Origin of the sequence: Serratia sp. C2(1) (genome assembly GCF_036352655.1) — a bacterium.
GTDB classification, from domain to species: domain Bacteria; phylum Pseudomonadota; class Gammaproteobacteria; order Enterobacterales; family Enterobacteriaceae; genus Serratia; species Serratia inhibens.
Map to the genome: position 1 here is coordinate 227,958 of NZ_JAZFBA010000006.1, position 19,168 is coordinate 247,125.

Genomic DNA, 19,168 nt, shown 5'->3' on the forward strand with positions numbered 1-19,168 from the left:
TTGTCTGTTAAATTAGCAGGCCTTATGCAGATTTCCGTTACTTCTGGAGAGCACCGATGCTGTTCACTTTTTTTAAAAACGCCGCGTGGGCATTTTTTGCGCTGGTCATCGTTCAATCCAGCGCGCTAAGTTTCACCCTGGAAGTGACGGGCAATATCGAAAATGCCACCGACCCGGCAAAAAAAAGCTATCTGTTTACCGATAAGCAACTGCTGGCCATGCCGGTGCACAGCATCACCACCTCGACCTCCTGGACGCCGCAAAGAAAGTTCGAAGGAGTGGCCGTGGCGGACATTTTGGCACGCGTGGGGGCCAAAGGCAGCACGCTGACGTTTTATGCGCTGAACGATTATTACATCGACGTGCCGCTGTCCGACGTCGAGAAATACAATATAATTTTGGCCTACAAGATGGACGGCGAAATGCTGAAGATCAGAAACTTCGGACCGCTGTTTTTGGTTTATCCAAGGGATGCCGCAGGGCCTGAGTTAAATTCCCCGCTCTACAACTCGCGCTTTATCTGGCAAGTGGACAGGATTGTAATTAAATGAAGCTTAAAGGATTTAAAAGCGGCAGCAGGTTGGCGATCCCAGCGATTTTTGCCGCGCTTTTTTTGGTTGCCTCTACGGTAACGCTGTATTACTACAGCGCCACCCTATCCAAGAAAGGGCTGTATGCCATTGCCGGCACGCAGGAAAACTATTCTTGGTCGATCGCCAAATTCGCCATCAAGCTGGCCGAATTTGACACCCTGGTCGAACAACAGAAAAACGCGTCGCGGGTGGATAGCGAAGATCTCAGGCTTAAATTTGAAATCCTTTATTCACGCTTTTACGTGCTGGAAACGGTATCCGAATCCACGCAGCCGCTGTATGCCGAGCCGGGTTACCCGGAAGTGGTCACCCAAATGCGCCGGCAAATGGATCGGATCGATACGTTGCTGAATAGCCCGGCGATTGACTTCACCCGCATTTCTCAAGCCATGAAGCAAATCAAGCCCTACTCGATTGAGATGGCCAACCTGACCGATCACGCCGAGGTGAAGCAGCGTACCGTCGCCTATGAAGACTATATCGAAAAGCGGCACATCATTTTTTATGGCCTGGTGATCGTCATGTTCTCGGTGATCGCGCTGATTGCCATCACCCTGATTGTATTGCGCCAGCAGCGCCTGACCATCCGGCAGCAGGCCAAAGCGATTGAGGCGGAGAAAGCCACGCGCAGCAAAAATGCCTTTCTCGGCGCCATCGGCCACGAGTTGCGTACCTCGCTGCAAAGCATCATGTCCGCCATTGACGTATTGGTGAATACTAAAGTGTCGGCCGAACATGCGGACACCTTCCAGCGGCTGGAAACCGCCGCGCAGCAGGTTGAGAGCCAGATGAAGGACCTGACCGATTATGCCCATCTGGACAGCGGCATGATGGAACTGCGCATAGTGCCGTTCGACGCCCAACGCTTGATCGAGGAGACGGCGAACGAAATCACCAAGCTGAGCCAGAAAGATCGGGTTACGCTGCTGTGCGAGGTTGAGTGCGGCCACCAGCAAATACATTCCGATCCGCTGCGGATCAGGCAGATTATCGTCAACCTGCTGACCAACGCCTATAAATACACCGAAAGCGGCACCATCACGCTGCACAGTTGTCTGCGGCGGCAACCTACCGGCAGTTCGCTGATTATCGAGGTTACCGACACCGGTATCGGCATCGAAAAAGAGATGCTCGACCAGATATTCAGGCCCTTTACCCAGCTTGATCAGTCGCACACCCGGCAGTATGGCGGCGTCGGCATGGGGTTGGCGATTGTGCACGGGCTGGTGACGCTGCTCAACGGCACCATTACCGTCTACAGCGAAATCAAAAAAGGCAGTACCTTTATCGTCAGCATCCCTGTCGAGATCGGCGATGAAGAGGAATCGGGCGCAACACCGGCGCAGCACCACGGCCTGGCGCAGAAACAGCAGCATATTCTGGTGGTGGATGACAATAAGTCGGTAAGCGACGCCTTTGCGGCGCTGTTGGACAAGCTGGGTTACCGGCACGAGCTGTGCAACTCGCCTGAACGGGCGCTGCAAAAGCTGTTCCGGCGCCCTTACGACGCGCTGCTGCTGGACCTGCAAATGCCCGGCATCGATGGCGCCGCGCTGGCCAAACAACTGCGTAGCCGCCGCGGCCCCAACCGCCAGGTGCCGATTATCGGCATCAGCGCCTATCCCCCGGAACAACTGTCTGCCGAACAGCGGGCGCTGTTCGATAACTATTTAATGAAGCCGGTACGGTTGGACGCGCTGTCCACCGCGTTGGCTTCACTGTTCACCGCTAAAGATTAAAACACCGCAACAAGGCGGCTTCGATGACGTGAAGCCGCACCGGCTTTTCATAGGGGCCGAGCACGTCATAGTCACGCATCGCCTTGGCGATTTCCGACTCGCGCTGATCGGTGCCCAACTGGCCGGTCAGCACCAGCACCGGCGCATCCGGGTTGTCGGAGCTGCGAATGGCTTCAATGCATTTATCCGCCGTTTCCTCGCCGATCAGCCAGTCGACCACGTAACCGTCGAACAGGCTTTGTTGCAGCGCCTGGCAAAAACTGCCGACGTCGTAGAATGCCACCGCCGTGAAACCGCGGCCATCGAGGTATTTTGCCAGCTCATCCGCCGCCTGGTGCGAATCATCCAGCACCGCAATGCTCAAACGCTCATCATCGGTGTGGTTCGGGCGGATCTCGATCAATTCAACCCAAAAGCGTTTACCCAACGGCGCATCGTCCGCACGATAAATATGCCAGTGTTGATCCGGCTTCAGCGCCACGAACTCCGCCTGTCGCCCGGCCGGCAGTTCATCGCCGATATGAGCGACGCAGGCAATTTCCGCACCCGCCACAAAAAAGATGGCATCCTGCGCCATAGTTTGCGCCGTCGCCTCTTGTTCGGCGCCCATGTCCGCGATAGCCGCCGGCGTTTCGCCCAACGCAGCCGCTACGCTGTTGATCTGTTCCAGCGTCCAGGGGCTTTGCCCTTTCAGTTTTCGATGCGCATGTGAAAAACTCAGATCCAGAATGCGGCTAAGCTCTTTTGCATGCTGCCGCTTACCAATGCCGTAATGCAAAAACAGTTCCCTGACCCGGTTTGCAATCGACAACGAATCGAATTTGTGGTGATTGTTATCCATTTTTCCCTTCGATTTTTCTGCTTATTTATCAATTATTTTAATTATGAATTATGAAGAAGTACCGACAAAACATTGCATACCATGCAATCTTAATTTAAAAACGTTGCTTGACATACCATGTTCTATGGTCAAACATGGTATCAAAAGACACATACAGCAATACACTATAAAAAATAATACTAGAACCACTTTTAATAATAACCATAATAACACCAGGGAAAATTAGTTCCGATTGCCGCTGCTGAAGGGTGCATGCATTCACTCAGTTTGTAAGCAAACCGGGATTTGAGCCGTAGCGCTAATCTGTTTTACCCACTTTTGAACCGGGATCCGCAAGGGTCCCGGTTTTTTATTGCCGTTTTTTCGCCAAACTGCGCGAGGCATCATACGGACAGCTTCCCTTGCCGTCACTGTTACCCGGCCCCAATAAAAACGGGGCCAGCAAGCTGACCCCGTATCTTTCAGGCGAAGATCGTTAAAAACGCCAGGTAAAACCGGCGTTGACGCTGTTGTCCTGATGGTTCTGCGACAGCAGGCCGCCGTAGCCCAGCGACAGCGTGGCGTTTTTGTTCACCGCCACTTCTGCGCTGGCCTTCAGCACCGCACCGTCACGCGATGCCGACACGCTGTTCACCACAAACGGCGAACTGCCGCCGTTGAAGCGCAGCCCGGTACCGCGATCCAGATCGCCGTACTGATGCTGCCAGCCCAGTTCGCTGCGCAGTGCCACCGACGTCGTTTTGCTCGCCTGCCACTCGGTATCGGCGCGCAGCCCCAACGTCGAGACGGTGGCGTCGGTGTGCTGCTTGTCGCCATGCAGCCCCGCTGCCCCGCCGTCTTCAGAGATGCCGTTGTTCTGGAAGTTGATGTACGCCAGGTTGGCGAACGGCTCCAGGTTCACCCAGCCGGCTTTCACGCTGTAACCCGCTTCGGCGAACACCTGCTCGGTGCGCGCACTGTACTTCGCGGTTTCGCGATCCGACTGCATGCCATAGTTGACCGAGCGCGAGGTATCGATGCGGTGCCAGGTGTAGGCGCCGCCGGCGCGCAGCGCCAGCTCACCGAACTGTTTGCCGCCGTACACCGCCAGATGGTAGTTGTCGCTGTCGGCGTTCGAGCCGTAGCCACCGTCCAGCGAAGTGCGGGTATAGCCGGTCGCGACGCCCAATCGCCCGTCGTCTGCCAACGCCGAGTCCAGCCCCAGCAGCACCCCGTAGGTGGATGCCTGATAACCCGTGGCGTTGGCATCGCCCGACGCATGGTCCCAGGCGCCCAGCAACTGTGCCCAGGCACCGCCTTCGTCGGACTTGATGTCCGGTGAGGTCGCCAGCCCTTCCGCCTGCCGCAGGCGGCCGTTGAGCGCCTCGCGCAGGTAGCGGCTGTCGTTGACCTGCGCCGACGCGATGTCCGCGTGGATCTGCCCGGACAGCTGACGGAACGCCTGCCGCGCTTCCCCCGCCGAACCGGCGCTGAGGATGCTCTCGTACACCGGATTGCCCGCCGCCAGCGCATCCGCCGCCGCCGCCACCGCACGCTCGTTCTGCGTTTGCGCCACGCTGGCGAAGGAGGTGTCATTACGACCGACGTTCAGCGTCACCTGATTCGGCTGATAGCTCAACCCGGTGCCCAGGAACAGATAATTCGGTGCCACCGCGTCAAACTGCCCGCTGACGCCCTGATCCGCCGTCAGAATGTTGTACTGTTGGCCGAGCAAGCTGCGCACTTCGCTCTGCGATAACAGGTTAGGGCTGTTCTCCAGCGAAACTGCCACCTCACCGCCGCCGATCGTCGCCGATCCGCCGCTGTGGATCCGATCGCTCTGGCCGTTTGCCGCCACTTCCACCGCATAGCGTGACCCCGGATCGAAGCTGACGTTGTTGGCCACGTTGAGCGTGCCGATCGAGTTGCCCGGCGCCACGGTGCCGCCACGGCGGGCGGTCAGCGAACCGACACTGCCGGAGCCGCCCAGAATACCGGCGTTTTGCACCGTCACTGCTGAGGTGACCGAACCGTTGATTGCCAGCAGACCCTCGTTAACCCACGTCGGGCCGGCGTAAGTGTTGGCACCGGTCAGCAGCAGCGTGCCCGCCCCCTCTTTGGTCAGGCCGCCGTGGCCGGAAATGTTATTTGAGTACACTTCCCAACCACAGTGGAAGTCATCACAAATGCGCGCATGCAACGTGCCTTGATCGACCTCCGCTCCCAGGCCGGGAATATTGGCGACAAACTGCGACGAGCCGTAAGCCACGCCCGCCGGATCGGGAATACGGAACTCCTGCGGAATATCTTCAAGGGTATAGAACATCCCCGGCCCGTTAATCGCTTTGCCCAGGTTGATCATCCCCCAGCCGTACAGCGCATCGATACCCGGCGCGCCCATATCGGTGGCGGTGGTTTTCAACACGTCGGCAATTTGCGCCGACGTCATGTACGGGAAGCGCTGCAGCAATACGGCGACCGCGCCGGTCACGTGCGGCGTCGCCATCGAGGTACCGTTTTTATTGCCGTAGTCCGAGACCAGTTGATTCGGATCCGAACCGTTAGCCACGGTGCTGTAAATTTTACTGCCCGGCGACGAGACGCAGAAGCTGGCGGTATAACCGCAGCGTGAAGAGAAACTGCTGAGGGTGTAAGGCACGCTGTTGGTGGAAGCGGCATCTTGCGCGACGCTGGCAATCGACAGCCAGTTGGGCGCAATATCCGGCACAAAATAGGCCAGACCGCTGATCACATCCGGTTGGTTGTAGTTCCCGTCGTTACCGGCGGCAAACAGCACCAGAATGTTTTTACGGGCGGCGTCGATCGCCCCCTGATACCCCGCACCGGCCAGGCTGCCAAGCAGCGGTTTAACCTGATCAAACTGTTCTTGCGCGTCTTGTAACTCAAAATGCAGGGCGTCGGGGGTTTTGCCATTGTCCGAGAGAAAATCGGGAATACTGACGCCCCAACTGTTGTTGATCACCCGTACGCCGTTGTTGATCATCGCCTGCCAACCTGCGTTGGTCACGCTGCCGTCCAGCCCGAGGAACTCACCGTAAGCCGGACCGTCGTTGTCGTTGTCCACGCTGACGATCTGCGAATCAAAGGCAACGCCGTGCATGCCGGTGCCGTCGCGATTGGCGGCAGTGATACCCGCCACATGGACACCGTGATTACTCAACAGCCCTTGCGAGCCGCTGTAAAAATGGAAGGTCCCGTCGAAGTAAAAACGATCGCCGGCATTAATCCCCGGCCGATGCGGGTCGGTATAGGCACGATAGCCTTCGGTCACCACGTTGGTCAGCTTGCCGTCGCCGGCAAATTCAGGATGCTTGTTCACCGGGGTATCGAAGATCCCCACTTTTTGCCCTTTGCCGGTATAGCCCGCCGCATAGGCCTCATCGGCATGGATTGCGCCCAGCCCCCAGTTGGCATTGAATTCATCGCTGCGCCAGCTGGCCGGATCGCCCTGCCTGCCGCTCTCGACATAGGGTGCAGCCTGCGCTCCACCGATCGCCGCCAGACATAAAAGCACTGCGCTCCATTGCGCCCGATTCACGCCAATTTCAGGCCAGCCAAAAGCCGCCTGAACAGGCTTGACTCCTCTACGTTTACATTCCATCCCAGATACCATCCATTGTTGTTTGCAAATGTTTTATTGGTTTTTTGTGTAACAATCTCGTAACACCAAATAAATAAAGCACAACAATCTCAAGCATGCCTAATGGGTCAATAGCGAGATCGCCTGATTGGGTTCGATAACCGTTCGGTAAAAGAGAGGGGATGCATAAGGATTTCCAATGACCCAAAATGGCCGGAGAACCTGTTTTATTTGCGGCAGATAAAAATATAATTCAATGATAAATATGAATAATATAAAAACAAAAAAGCCAAAGGCTATTTTTCCTCAGGCTGATAAAAAAGCTTGCTTGCCTCTTCTTATCACTTTCAATTATAAAAATTGCCAATATTTACTCAGTGAAATGTGCTGGTTTTGACAGAGGAGAAGGTTGAAAATTGGATTATCATGCTAACGGTTTTCTGCTGTTCATCGCATCTTCTTCGGCCTGCCGAAACTGATGGTGTCGAGCATGGCAGCGGGGAACATCTCCGCATGTCGGTGCCAGCGATATCGGTATGCTGTACTCCGTGACCGATATCGCTGGTTTAAATCGCCTGTCACGCCGGGTAATGAGTCATGCAGCACATCAGATTGTCGAGCGGGGCGCTTAGGCCCTGGATGCGCCGGACCAGCCGTTGAGGGATCGCGCGCACTGGCTGCTGGAAGGCACGCTGCAGCAAACAAGCAGACGTCGGCTGATAAAAACGCCTTATCATATTAACGATCCGCGTTTTGCACAGGTCATTGCCGAATAATTGCAGCAGATTACCCCTACGCCGGATGATTTTTATTCTCATTATCCGATGGGAGCATGCATTTTTGGTCAGCAATAGCTGAGCATAAGCAAAAGGGCCAGATAAATAATCCGGCCCTTTTTATTTACTCCATGACGTTATTACTGTTCGGTCGCCATTTTCGATTTCATTTTATTCATGTGGTCCATCATTTTCTGTTCGCGTTTCTGATAATTCTCATTGTATTGTTTTTTCTGCTCAGGGGTCAGCAGGTTATACATTTTATTTTCCGCTTTGGCGCGTTCCAGCATATGTTCGGACTGCGCTTTGCTGATGGCATCAATTTGGGATTTCGCTTTTGCTTCATCGAAGCTGTCGCTGGCCACCAGGTTATGCAACGCCTGACGTTCCTCTTTTACACCCGCACCGCGATTCTGATGCGATTCTTTCATGATGTCGCGCATTTGCTGGCGCTGCTGTTCGGTCAGGTTCAAGCCGGCAAACGGCCCACCTTTGCCTTCACCTTTATGGTGCATCATTTTCATCGGTGCGGCATCAGCCGGTGCCGGCGCCGCCGTGGTGTCGGCGGCAAAGGCCATGGAAGCAGAGCCCAGCGCCAGAGTAGAAGCTACAAATAAAGCGGTCAGTTTACGCATAATCATTTCCTTAAAATTATTCTTCATCAGGAGCGCTGTACGTGAACAGGCTCTTCTTTCGTTCGTCGGGGATAATAGTAGGCCGTTAAACATAGAGTAATGCGATGCTGTGTAAATTTTTTAAAACCCCAAACAGATTTATTCGACAACTTTGAATAAATTATGGAGAAAGTGTCTATTGTCCGGAAATTTTGATTGCCTGAGGAAATTAAAATTCCCCCCAATGGGGTTATTCCTGCCGTCTGGCCCCTTTATTATAATTTACCCCATCCGCTGCAACCGCCCTTCAACAATATGGCGGCACCCATGCGCAGAAATCGTACGCGTTTCCCGTAACTGAAGGTTTTTCTCTTACACTCAAAGCAACCGGCGGCGAAGGGGACATTTACACAGCAAAACTAATTATTGCTTATATAATAGTTTCATCACCCATGCCCGCCCGTGAAAAACGTGTTATATGATGGAGATACGTGCACTGCGGCCGCTACCGAGCCTGAAAACTGCTGCTACGCTCATTGCGGAGACCTGGCTGTCGTGCCCTTTTGAGGAATCATCATGTTCGCAGACCAAGGTCCTATGCTTCTTAACGCCCACTTTGGCACCAACAGCCCCTACTGGCGGCTGGCGTTCGACAGCAATGCCCTGGAGCTGTCCGCTGTCAAAGGCAAAGCCCATATGGCCGTAGCGCTCAGCGCCATGCAGGCGGCAAAAATCAGGCGCCTGAGCGGCATCACCGCCAGCCTGGATATCTCAATTACGCTGGTCGGCGAACCGATCCATTTGCACCTGGTGGGCCGCCGGATCAACAAACTGGAATGGGCCGGCACCGCCTCCGCTTTCAGCGACACCAAATCCGTCGCCCGCGATCTGGTGCATGGGCTTTCCTTTGCCGAACAGGTGGTATCAGAAGCCAATTCGGTGATTGTGATTGTCGATCAACATGGTCGCATCCAACGTTTCAACCGCCTGAGCGAAGAATATACCGGTCTGCTTGAACATGACGTCATAGGCAAAAACGTCTTTCAGCTGTTTATGAGCCCGGAAGAAGCGGCGGCATCGCGGCGAAATATCGCCGGTTTTTTCCGCAATGGCTCATCTTACGAGGTGGAACGCTGGGTCAAAACGGTAAAAGGCGAGCGGCTGTTTTTATTCCGCAACAAATTCGTCCACAGCGGTAGCGGAAAAAACGAGGTCTTCCTGATTTGCTCCGGCACCGACATCACCGAAGAACGCCGGGCCCAGGAACGCCTGCGGGTGCTGGCCAATACCGATACCATCACCGGTTTGCCCAATCGCAACGCCATTCAGGACAAAATTATCCAGGCCATTGCGGCACGTTGTGACAACAACGTTGGGTTGGTGTACCTCGATCTCGATAATTTCAAAAAAGTGAATGACGCCTACGGGCATATGTTCGGCGATCGCTTGTTGGTGGAAGTGTCGCTGGCGGTGCTCGGCTGTCTTGAACCCGATCAGGTTCTGGCTCGCCTTGGGGGCGACGAATTCCTGGTGCTGGCCCAACAGGCCAACCGCGAGCAGTTGCAACAGCTGGCCAGGCGTATTATCGACCGGTTGAAAACGCCCTTCCGTATCGGCCTTATCGAAGTTTATACCGGCTGTTCGATTGGTATCGCGCTGTGCCCGGAACACGGTAACGATCTCGACGGCTTGATCCGTAGCGCCGACACCGCCATGTACGTCGCCAAAGAGCACGGCAAACGCACCTTTACCGTGTTCTCACCGGAAATGAACAAGCGGGTCGCGGAATATATGTGGCTGGACACCAACCTGCGCAAGGGTCTGGAGCAGAATCAACTGGTGGTTTATTACCAACCGAAAATCGATGCGCTCAGCGGCACGGTACGCAGCGTGGAAGCCCTGGTGCGTTGGAACTCGCCCGAACGCGGCCTGATCCCGCCGTTGCAATTCATCTCTTACGCTGAAGAGTCCGGGCTGATTGGTCCGCTCGGCCGGTGGGTGCTGCAAACCGCGGCCAAACAGGCCGCCCAATGGCAACGGCAGGGGCTGGCACTGCGGGTCGCCGTCAATCTTTCCGCACGTCAGTTGGTTGATGATTCCATCGTGGAGGATCTGATCAACGTGCTGCAGCACAACCAGTTAGCGCCATGCCTGCTGGACTTCGAACTGACGGAAAGCAGCCTGATTGAGGATGAGAAACGTGCGCGCGCGGTCATCACCCGGCTGCGCGAATTGGGTGCACAGGTTCATCTTGACGACTTCGGCACCGGTTATTCCTCGCTGGCGCAGCTGGCGCGCATCCCGCTGGATGCCATTAAGCTGGATAAGAGCTTTGTGCGCGGGGTGAATTTCAATCCGGTTTCACAGTCGCTGGTACGCGCTATCGTTGCGGCGGCCGAAGCGCTGAAATTCCGGGTGATCGCCGAAGGCGTTGAGACAGAAAGCGAGAACAGGTTCCTGGATGAGGTTGGCGTGGACGAAAAACAGGGGTTCCTGTTTGCGCGGCCAATGCTCCCGGAACAGCTGGAACATTGGCTGCAGTCTTATTGCCCGTCACCACCCTCAGCGTAATGCGGGCAGGTTATATCAGCCGGCACGACGCAGATTCAGCGTATGACGATCCTGCAGCATAACCAGACGTTCGATATAGGCACGGTCTTTCTCCTCGATAGTGAAAGCCGAATGCACCCAATCTTCGGTGATGTCCATCAACTCGGAACGCGTAAGCTGCAATACCCGCTGGCGAGCGCGCAACATGGCGCGCATGCCGTTCAGCTTGGGCCGGATGGTATCGATAAAGGTGCGGGTAGCTATATAGGCGTCCCCGGGCTGGAAAAGTTGATCGACCAGCCCACGGCTTTCAAACCATTCGGCCGTATGCGACTCGCCGCTCCAGATAAGCTCCTCCGCCAAACGCATGCCCGCCTTGCGCGCCACCAGCGAATAGCCGCCCATGCCGGGGAACAGATTGAAGGCAATTTCCGGGAAACCCATGCGCGCATTGTTTTGCGCCAAAACGAAATGGTGCGCCAGCGCCGCCTCAAATCCTCCGCCCAGCGCGCTGCCCTCCACCATCGCTATGCTGACCGCTCCGGTATCGAATCCGCGCGCCGCCGCGTGCACACAATCAATACAGGCGCGCGCGTAAGCCATCATCGCCTCACGTTTGCGATTTTTAATCGCTTCGGCGAAGAACTGCAGATCGCCGCCGACGTTGAACATGTTCGGCACCAGCGAACCTGTCACCCAAAAATCAAACTGCAGCGACGACTCTTTTGCCGCCTGCGCCAGCGTCATGATGTCTTCGATCAGCGCCTGATTGAAGCAAGGGCGCGGCTCGGCGCGCAGCAGCATCCACATGATGTGCCGCTCTTCCTCATAGTAGGCGGAAATCTGTGTCAAAGTGCCCGCTTCGGTAAACGGACGACAGGTGGGATGATTAAGTAATTTCATATGACCTTCCATTTTCTCTATTGATAACAGTTGAAACCGTTCCAGCCCCTACGGCTGCAGCAACGCCGCGATGGGTAAACCACGGCGCCACCCCATGAGTAAACGCTTTCTTGGTGATGAAATAGATAAAAATTGGCGGGCGGTGAATGAAAAAAACCGCGCTGGCAGGCGGCTGACATAAGAATTTTACCTATCGGCGAGCAATGAGATTTCACCCGGCAGGGCAACGCGATAAGCTCACAAATTACCCGGTTGCCGCTCCCGGCGGCCAATCGGCGGGCATTTTGGCTATAATCAAGGCTGAGACAGCCTCTACCCTAAATAATTCGAGTTGCAGGAAGGCGGCAACTGAACGAATCCCGGTGAGCTTACTTCAGTAAGTGATTCGGGTAAGTGAAGGCAGCCAACGCACAGGCAAGTTGAAGTATGACGGGTATATTTATCGTTAAGGAAATCGTGACGTAATGCCTACAGGATCAGATAAAGAACCCCGTCAGCCCCACAGTGAAACGCCGCAAAAGCCGCTGATCGCCATCAAAACCGGCAACGGGAAAATTGACCGGCGCATTTCCGGTTTTTCACGTTTGGTTGAGCGCATCAAAGCCTGGCCAAGCATCGCTCATCTGCTGCGCGCCACCGAACGCTTTAACGATCGTCTGGGCAGCCAGTTTGGCGCCGCCATCACCTACTTTTCGTTCCTCTCGCTGATCCCGATTCTGATGGTATCGTTCGCCGCCGTCGGCTTTGTGCTGGCGTCCAATCCTGACCTGCTGGCCGGGTTGATCAATAAAATTGTCGGCAGCATCAGCGATCCCACGCTGGCCAGCACGCTGAAAAATACCGTTAATACCGCCATTCAGCAGCGCACCACCGTGGGGCTGACCGGCCTGGCGCTGGCGCTGTATTCGGGGATCAGTTGGATGGGCAACCTGCGTGAGGCGATCCGGGCGCAGTCGCGTGACGTGTGGGAACGTAATCCGCAGGACCAGGAAAAGCTCTATTTCAAATATACCCGCGACTTTATCTCGCTGACCGGTCTGGTGGTGGCGCTGATTATTACCCTGACGCTGACCTCCATCGCCGGTTCGGCACAGGCGGCCATCGTCAGCGCGTTGGGTCTGGAAGGAATAGAATGGCTGCGGCCGGCGATGACGCTGATTGCACTGTCGATATCCATTTTCGCCAACTACCTGCTGTTCTTGTGGATCTTCTGGATGCTGCCTCGCCACAAGCCGAAGAAAAAAGCGCTGCTGCGCGGGACGCTGCTCGCCGCCATCGGTTTTGAGGTGATTAAATTCGTGATGACCATGACGCTGCCGCAGGTGGCTAAATCCCCCTCCGGCGCCGCCTTTGGCTCAGTGATTGGGCTGATGGCGTTCTTCTATTTCTTCGCCCGCCTGACGCTGTTCTGCGCCGCCTGGATCGCCACCGCGCAGTATAAAGAGGATAAAACCCTGCCGGCGTCCGAGCAGCCAGCCCCCTGAAGCAATGCAATCATACCGGCCACCACTCGTTGGCCGGTTTTTTATTTTGCAATAAAGCCAAAAACCCAGCACATACAACCAAAACGAAACCTTCCACTTTGGAAAAACCAGCATAACAAACTACCGGATAACTTTTCTTTCCGATTTTTACAGCGATTAAGTCCGTATATTATTCATTTTGCAACGTTAAACCCTGCAGAGAAACGCAGCGTTGAAACATTAAGCTTTTTAACCGGTTAATAGCGGTATTGTACAAAGTTTCATCATTGAAAAGGCATTTTGCTATGACTAAGATGGATTTTTACAAATTCAAAAAATAAGAAACACTATGCAAGCATCCATCGCACCAACTCTGGACGCCGACGAGGCGTCAACACCGGTAAACTCACGCGGAAAAGTGATTGTCGCCTCGCTGGTCGGTACCGCCATCGAGTTTTTCGATTTCTATATTTACGCCACCGCTGCGGTGATCGTATTCCCGCATATCTTCTTCCCACAGGGTGACCCGACCACTGCCACGCTGCAATCGCTGGCCACCTTCGCCGTCGCCTTTATCGCGCGCCCGATTGGCTCGGCGCTGTTTGGCCACTTCGGCGATCGCGTGGGCCGTAAAGTGACGCTGGTCGCCTCGCTGCTCACCATGGGGATTTCTACCGTGCTGATCGGTCTGCTGCCGAGCTACGAAACCATTGGCATCTTTGCGCCCATCCTGCTGGCACTGGCACGTTTTGGCCAGGGGCTTGGTCTGGGCGGAGAATGGGGCGGCGCGGCCTTGCTGGCCACCGAGAATGCGCCTGCTAAAAAGCGCGCGCTGTACGGCTCGTTCCCGCAGTTGGGTGCGCCTATCGGCTTCTTCTTCGCCAACGGCACCTTCCTGCTGCTCTCCTGGCTGCTGACCGACCAGCAGTTTATGGAATGGGGCTGGCGCGTGCCCTTTATCCTGTCTGCCGCGCTGGTACTGATCGGGCTGTATGTCCGCGTATCGCTGCATGAAACTCCGGTGTTCGCCAAAGTGGCGAAAGCCGGCAAGCAGGTAAAAATCCCGCTCGGCACCCTGCTGAGCAAGCATCTGAAGGCGACCATTCTCGGCACCTTCATCATGTTGGCGACCTATACCCTGTTTTACCTGATGACGGTTTACTCGATGACCTACGGCACCACGGCGCAGCCGCTGGGACTGGGCTACTCACGCAATACCTTCCTGTGGATGCTGATGGTGGCGGTGATCGGTTTCGGCGTGATGGTGCCGATTGCCGGCCTGTTGGCGGATGCCTTTGGCCGCCGCAAGACCATGATCGCCATTACTTTGCTGATGATCGCCTTCGCCTTCCTGTTCCCGAGCCTGTTGGGCTCCGGTAACCAGGTGCTGGTGATGGGCTTCCTGCTGTGCGGTCTGAGCATCATGGGCCTGACCTTCGGCCCGATGGGTGCGCTGCTGCCGGAGCTGTTCCCGACAGAGGTGCGTTATACCGGCGCATCGTTCTCCTACAACGTGGCGTCGATCCTCGGGGCGTCGGTCGCACCTTATATCGCGACCTGGCTGGCGACCCACTACGGCCTGTTCTACGTCGGTCTGTATCTGGCGGCGATGGCCAGCCTCACGCTGATCGCCTTGCTGCTGATGAAAGAGACCCGGGATCTGTCGCTGTAACCCTTCTTTTGCGGCCCCCTCAACGGGGCCGCACTCCCCGCTTTGTCTCCTGTCATAAAACCAGACTATGCTGTGCGTTCCTCCCGTTGAACGGAAATCGATGATGTCTCTGCGCCGCAGGCTGTATGGGTACCTTGTTCCCCTGATGATTATCGCCCTGTCGCTGGCTGCCTGGTACGGGCTGAAACCGTCCCACCCGGACGCGCTTTGGCGCATCGTCAGCCAACAGTGCCTGCCCAACCAACAGGCGCACAATAACCCGGCGCCCTGCGCACAGGTCGACACGCAGGCCGGCTTTGTCGTGTTTAAGGATCGCAACGGGCCACTGCAATATTTACTGATGCCGAGCGCTAAAATTACCGGTATTGAAAGCCCGACGGTGCTGGAAGCCGCCACCCCGAACTTCTTTGCGCAAGCCTGGGCAGCGCGCCATTTTATGGCGGATAAATATGGCAAAGATATTGATGACGCAGATATTTCACTGGCAATTAATTCAGAATATGGCCGCAGCCAGAATCAGTTGCACATTCATATTTCCTGCCTGCTGCCGGCGGTAAAAACGCAGCTGGCGCAGTTTGCGGCGGATTATAACGAACAGTGGCAACCGCTGCCCGGTGGCCTGCTGGGCCATGACTATCTGGTGCGCCGGGTCGCGCCTGAGGAATTGGCCAAACAGGGTGCTTTCCGCCTGTTGGCCGAGGGCGTCCCGCGCGCCAAGGGCCGCATGGGCAGCTTTGGTCTGGCGATGACCGCACTCCCGGGCGGCGACTTCCTGCTACTGGCCACCGAACGCAGCCTGCTGCCCTTTACGCTGGCCTCGTCAGAAGAGATTCAGGATCACGACTGCCGGGTGTTGAGGTAAAATGGCCCACCTGGCGGGCCATTGAGATCATTTCTTTTGCTTCATTTTTTGCAGGATTTGCCCGCATTGGTTTTCATCGCCGCCTTCGCTCGGGGAGACCAACGCCAGCAGGGCCGCTGCCGGTGCCAATACCACGCCCAGCGCCACCGCAGCCGCACCGCGCGCAATCAACGGGCCGGCTTTAACGCCGGCATCCGGGTGCTTGAAGGTGCCTTTCACATACAGGGGTGAGCGCAGCGTCAGCACGCGCATCCCCTTGCTTTCCGGATCGATGGACAGATCCAGCCGCTCGGTGGCCAAATTGGTGTTGCCGCTGATATTGATAACGGCGTTCTCGGTGTCAAACACGAACAGCCGAGGCGCAGCGACGCCATCGCGAATACCGACGTCCGCCGCTGCGCAGTTGATGCCCACTACGTCGTCGCCAAACAGTTTCGCCACCAGATAGTTGCCCACATTCAGACCGAGAAGCTCCATCAGGCCACGGCTGATCACGCCGTTGTTAACCACCATGCGCAGTTCGCCGCTGCTGGTTGCCAACAGAGCGGCCACCGAATTACCGCTGCCGGTCAGTTTGGCATCCCCGTTCATCTGCCCCAGGCTGCGCTTCATCGACGCCACGTTCGGCAGCAATTGCTGAAGCTGGAATTTACGCGCGTGCATATCGACCCGCCCCTGCATCGGGTTTTTACGGCCATCCAGACGAAGGGTGGCGTTGAGGTTGCCGCCGGCCACGCCGAATCGCAACGGGGCCATCAGGATCACGCCGTTATCCAGTTGCAAATGGGTAGAGAGATCGCTCAGCGGCAGCGAACTGCCGCGCTCAATGCGTTGCGCGGTAAATTTAACGTCCGCATCCATTACGTTCCAGCTTTTGGTGTCAAATGTCTCAACCGGTAACACCTTGTCGGCCGGCTGGCGGCTCTTCTCCCCACGGCCGGCTTTTTCCGTATTGGAGTCCGCACCAATCAACGGTGCCAAATCGGCCAGGCGCAGCTGTTTCGACAGCACTTCACCGCTCAGTTTGGGTCGCGGTTTACTGGCGACATATTTCAAATTGCCGCGGATATCGCTGTCGCCGATTTTGCCGTCGAACTTCTGGTACTGGAACACCGCGCCCCCCTTCTCGTGCAGCCGGGCGATCAGGTGCCCATCGGTAGAGTACGGCGGGGTATTCGGCAGCAGCACGCCGGTCAGCGCGTACAGATTGCCCAGGCTATCGCCGGAGAATTTCACCCGCAGATCCAACCCGCCAAGGTTCATCGGATCGGACAGCGTACCGGTTACCACCACCCGGGTTGCGCCTGAGCGCACGTCGGCTTGCAGCGGGAAAGGCACTTCCGCGTTCTGCAACGACAGCATGCCGCCCATCTTGCCGCTGCCCGACAGCGATTCGCCGTTGTATTTGCCCTTCACCTTCCAACCAAAAACATAGTCGGGGGTGACCGCTTGACCGGCGTCTTTTTTTCCTGTGACCTCGCTGAACGGCAGCGGCTTGCCAAGCGGATCGATCAGCGCACGGAAATCTGCCTTGAGCATGGCGTCTTTAACATCAATCTGACCACGATCGAAAACAATGTCATGAATATTCACCGACCAGTCGGACGTCGGTTGTTTGGGGTCACCCGCCAGGTTGAAGGTCCAGTTATTGTCGCCGTTCGCCAGCCGCTGCAAAGTGGCGTTCGGTTGTTTCAGCCAAATGCGCGGAATCAATACCTCTTTGCCGAACAGCGCCAACGGTGCGATGCTGGCATCGGCGCGCTGCAATTGGACCATGCTGTCGCCGGGCATATTTTTGGGATTGCCCAACACGATGTCTTCGGCATGAATATGCGGCCACGGCACCCAGGCGCGCCAGCCGACCTCATCTTTCTCACGCGCCCAGTCCACACCCAGCTCGCCGCGGATCGCGAACGGCCGCTGCAATTCGGCTGACACCTTGTCGTTTATGGTCGGTTTAAGGCGGTTCCAGTCGAAGGTCATCACAAAGATCACCAGCGCGGCAATCACCAACAGCACAATGCCGCCAACCCAGCTGAAAACTTTTCCTGTTCTTGTCATAACGGCTTCCTGAACACGCTCATCTGCCGGTAAAATTGATAAGCAGGCTTTACCAAGCCTAGCCGAGGATAGGCAAGAGTTCACGCTTTAGGCGAGCAGAACGTCGGCTGGCCGGCGCGGCGGGGTGATAAAACTTTAAGTGACCGCAAAAGCCTTCTACATTGAAAGCGGTATCAATAACCAAGGAAAAAATATGCCCTACGTAAATATCAAAATTACTCGCGAAGGCGCGACGCCGGAGCAAAAGAAACAGCTGATCGCCGGCGTGACGCAACTGTTGGTGGATACGCTGGGGAAAAATCCGGCGACCACCGTGGTGGTCATCGATGAAGTAGACACCGACAATTGGGGTATCGGCGGCCAGAGCGTCACCGACCTGCGTGCAGCCGCTAATAAGTAGTGGCAGCCGGCTCGCTTCGCATCGGGAAACTTTTCGGTTTCCCGATCGCGATCATAAATTAATTAAAACGTCGTTTTATTTCCATTGACTCCCCCCCGCCCTTGCGTTGAGACTGGAGGCATTGCGCACCCCTTTGTTTTCTTCTTTCAGCCAGGGCCGTTGACTATGACCACCCAGAAACTTGCCGTGATCGGCGAATGCATGATTGAGCTGTCGCAGAAAGGCGCGGATCTCAGCCGCGGCTTTGGCGGCGATACCTTAAACACCGCCGTCTACATTGCCCGGCAAGTACCGGAAACCGCGCTGCAGGTGCATTATGTCACCGCCCTCGGCACCGACAGCTTCAGCCGGGAAATGCTGCAGGCCTGGCAACAGGAAAAGGTTAAAACCGATCTGATCCAACGGCTGGAGAACAAGCTGCCGGGGCTGTACGTGATCGAAACCGATGACACGGGTGAACGCACCTTCTATTACTGGCGCAACGACGCCGCCGCACGTTACTGGCTGGAAGGACCGCAGGCGGAGAGCCTGTGCGAACATCTGGCCCAATTCGATTACCTGTACCTCAGCGGCATCAGCGTGGCCATTCTCAATCCGGCCAGTCGCACCCGATTGCTGGCATTGCTGCGCCAGTGCCGCGCCAACGGCGGGAAAGTGATTTTCGATAATAACTATCGGCCGCGCCTGTGGCAGAACCGCGAGGAAACTCAACAGGTTTATCGCGATGTGCTGGCCTGTACCGACATCGCCTTCCTGACGCTGGACGATGAAGACTTGCTGTGGGGCAACCAGCCGGTGGAACAGGTGGTCAGTCGCACACAGGCATTGGGCGTGACGGAGATTGTGATCAAACGCGGCGCAGAGGCCTGCCTGGTATTCAGCGCCGAAGGCACCGAGCTTGAGATCCCGGCGATACAGTTGCCGAAAGAGAAGGTGGTAGATACCACCGCCGCAGGGGATTCCTTCAGTGCCGGTTACCTGGCGGTACGTTTAACCGGTGGCGATGCGGCACAGGCGGCACAGCGCGGCCATCTGACTGCCGGCACGGTGATCCAATATCGTGGAGCCATCATCCCGCGTGAGGCAATGCCGCAGTAATGCCTGAACGCCAAAA

At 56.2% G+C, this 19,168-nt stretch carries 13 protein-coding genes and 1 pseudogene; 9 read left to right on the forward strand and 5 right to left on the reverse strand.

Going from position 1 to position 19,168, the window contains the following annotated elements; translation table 11 throughout:
* The first annotated feature begins 56 nt into the window (after positions 1-56).
* A complete protein-coding gene (locus V2S86_RS23705) occupies positions 57-551 on the forward strand; it encodes a molybdopterin-dependent oxidoreductase (protein ID WP_330764399.1) in 495 nt (164 codons plus the stop codon).
* Positions 548-2,332 (forward strand): ATP-binding response regulator, encoded by a 1,785-nt coding sequence (locus V2S86_RS23710; protein ID WP_330764400.1) that lies wholly within the window; start codon positions 548-550, stop codon positions 2,330-2,332. Before V2S86_RS23705 ends, V2S86_RS23710 begins: the two co-directional genes overlap by 4 nt.
* On the opposite strand, the gene V2S86_RS23715 is transcribed toward V2S86_RS23710, so the two are convergent.
* Complete coding sequence (locus V2S86_RS23715) at positions 2,322-3,173, reverse strand: helix-turn-helix domain-containing protein (protein ID WP_330764401.1); 852 nt, start codon at positions 3,171-3,173, stop codon at positions 2,322-2,324. The genes V2S86_RS23710 and V2S86_RS23715 overlap by 11 nt on opposite strands.
* A 475-nt stretch (positions 3,174-3,648) precedes the next feature.
* Positions 3,649-6,774 carry an autotransporter outer membrane beta-barrel domain-containing protein gene (locus tag V2S86_RS23720; RefSeq protein ID WP_330764402.1) on the reverse strand — a complete coding sequence of 1,042 codons (3,126 nt, stop codon included), beginning with the start codon at positions 6,772-6,774 and terminating at the stop codon, positions 3,649-3,651.
* 439 nt (positions 6,775-7,213) lie between these two features.
* On the opposite strand from V2S86_RS23720, the pseudogene V2S86_RS23725 reads away from it, so the two are divergent.
* Positions 7,214-7,367, forward strand: a pseudogene (locus tag V2S86_RS23725) (Tm-1-like ATP-binding domain-containing protein); the annotation flags it as partial.
* 302 nt (positions 7,368-7,669) lie between these two features.
* On the opposite strand, the gene spy reads toward V2S86_RS23725, so the two are convergent.
* Positions 7,670-8,164 carry an ATP-independent periplasmic protein-refolding chaperone Spy gene (spy, locus tag V2S86_RS23730; protein ID WP_330764403.1) on the reverse strand — a complete coding sequence of 165 codons (495 nt, stop codon included), beginning with the start codon at positions 8,162-8,164 and terminating at the stop codon, positions 7,670-7,672.
* Positions 8,165-8,719: 555 nt separating this feature from the next.
* Here spy and pdeR point away from each other — a divergent pair.
* On the forward strand, positions 8,720-10,714 hold the full coding sequence (pdeR, locus tag V2S86_RS23735; RefSeq protein WP_330764404.1) for a cyclic di-GMP phosphodiesterase: 1,995 nt from the start codon (positions 8,720-8,722) through the stop codon (positions 10,712-10,714).
* A gap of 15 nt (positions 10,715-10,729) precedes the next feature.
* On the opposite strand, the gene V2S86_RS23740 is transcribed toward pdeR, so the two are convergent.
* Entirely contained in the window at positions 10,730-11,596 is an 867-nt protein-coding gene (locus V2S86_RS23740; protein ID WP_006328758.1) for a crotonase/enoyl-CoA hydratase family protein, read from the reverse strand.
* A gap of 464 nt (positions 11,597-12,060) precedes the next feature.
* On the opposite strand from V2S86_RS23740, the gene yhjD reads away from it, so the two are divergent.
* The 3 genes from yhjD (at position 12,061) to V2S86_RS23755 (ending at position 15,593) form a co-directional block, all read left to right on the forward strand.
* Entirely contained in the window at positions 12,061-13,080 is a 1,020-nt protein-coding gene (gene yhjD, locus V2S86_RS23745) for an inner membrane protein YhjD (RefSeq protein ID WP_330764405.1), read from the forward strand.
* Positions 13,081-13,408: 328 nt separating this feature from the next.
* Entirely contained in the window at positions 13,409-14,731 is a 1,323-nt protein-coding gene (locus V2S86_RS23750; RefSeq protein WP_330764406.1) for an MFS transporter, read from the forward strand.
* A 100-nt stretch (positions 14,732-14,831) separates the two neighbouring features.
* Entirely contained in the window at positions 14,832-15,593 is a 762-nt protein-coding gene (locus V2S86_RS23755) for a CDP-diacylglycerol diphosphatase (protein WP_442996162.1), read from the forward strand.
* Between the two features lie 27 nt (positions 15,594-15,620).
* Here the strand turns inward: V2S86_RS23755 and V2S86_RS23760 are convergent, their stop codons facing one another.
* A complete protein-coding gene (locus V2S86_RS23760; RefSeq protein WP_330764407.1) occupies positions 15,621-17,654 on the reverse strand; it encodes an AsmA family protein in 2,034 nt (677 codons plus the stop codon).
* A gap of 160 nt (positions 17,655-17,814) precedes the next feature.
* Here V2S86_RS23760 and V2S86_RS23765 point away from each other — a divergent pair, with 160 nt between their 5' ends.
* Positions 17,815-18,054 carry a 4-oxalocrotonate tautomerase family protein gene (locus tag V2S86_RS23765; RefSeq protein ID WP_330764429.1) on the forward strand — a complete coding sequence of 80 codons (240 nt, stop codon included), beginning with the start codon at positions 17,815-17,817 and terminating at the stop codon, positions 18,052-18,054.
* Positions 18,055-18,219: 165 nt separating this feature from the next.
* Positions 18,220-19,152 carry a sugar kinase gene (locus tag V2S86_RS23770; RefSeq protein ID WP_330764408.1) on the forward strand — a complete coding sequence of 311 codons (933 nt, stop codon included), beginning with the start codon at positions 18,220-18,222 and terminating at the stop codon, positions 19,150-19,152.
* Positions 19,153-19,168: the final 16 nt, after the last annotated feature.

What these genes read in the sequence shown, in the direction of transcription:
- V2S86_RS23705 (WP_330764399.1), top strand. Translation starts at nt 57, where the DNA reads ATGCTGTTCACTTTTTTTAAAAACGCCGCGTGGGCATTTTTTGCGCTG.
- V2S86_RS23710 (WP_330764400.1), top strand. Translation starts at nt 548, where the DNA reads ATGAAGCTTAAAGGATTTAAAAGCGGCAGCAGGTTGGCGATCCCAGCG.
- V2S86_RS23715 (WP_330764401.1), bottom strand. Translation starts at nt 3,173, where the DNA reads ATGGATAACAATCACCACAAATTCGATTCGTTGTCGATTGCAAACCGG.
- V2S86_RS23720 (WP_330764402.1), bottom strand. Translation starts at nt 6,774, where the DNA reads ATGGAATGTAAACGTAGAGGAGTCAAGCCTGTTCAGGCGGCTTTTGGC.
- spy (WP_330764403.1), bottom strand. Translation starts at nt 8,164, where the DNA reads ATGCGTAAACTGACCGCTTTATTTGTAGCTTCTACTCTGGCGCTGGGC.
- pdeR (WP_330764404.1), top strand. Translation starts at nt 8,720, where the DNA reads ATGTTCGCAGACCAAGGTCCTATGCTTCTTAACGCCCACTTTGGCACC.
- V2S86_RS23740 (WP_006328758.1), bottom strand. Translation starts at nt 11,596, where the DNA reads ATGAAATTACTTAATCATCCCACCTGTCGTCCGTTTACCGAAGCGGGC.
- yhjD (WP_330764405.1), top strand. Translation starts at nt 12,061, where the DNA reads ATGCCTACAGGATCAGATAAAGAACCCCGTCAGCCCCACAGTGAAACG.
- V2S86_RS23750 (WP_330764406.1), top strand. Translation starts at nt 13,409, where the DNA reads ATGCAAGCATCCATCGCACCAACTCTGGACGCCGACGAGGCGTCAACA.
- V2S86_RS23755 (WP_442996162.1), top strand. Translation starts at nt 14,832, where the DNA reads ATGATGTCTCTGCGCCGCAGGCTGTATGGGTACCTTGTTCCCCTGATG.
- V2S86_RS23760 (WP_330764407.1), bottom strand. Translation starts at nt 17,654, where the DNA reads ATGACAAGAACAGGAAAAGTTTTCAGCTGGGTTGGCGGCATTGTGCTG.
- V2S86_RS23770 (WP_330764408.1), top strand. Translation starts at nt 18,220, where the DNA reads ATGACCACCCAGAAACTTGCCGTGATCGGCGAATGCATGATTGAGCTG.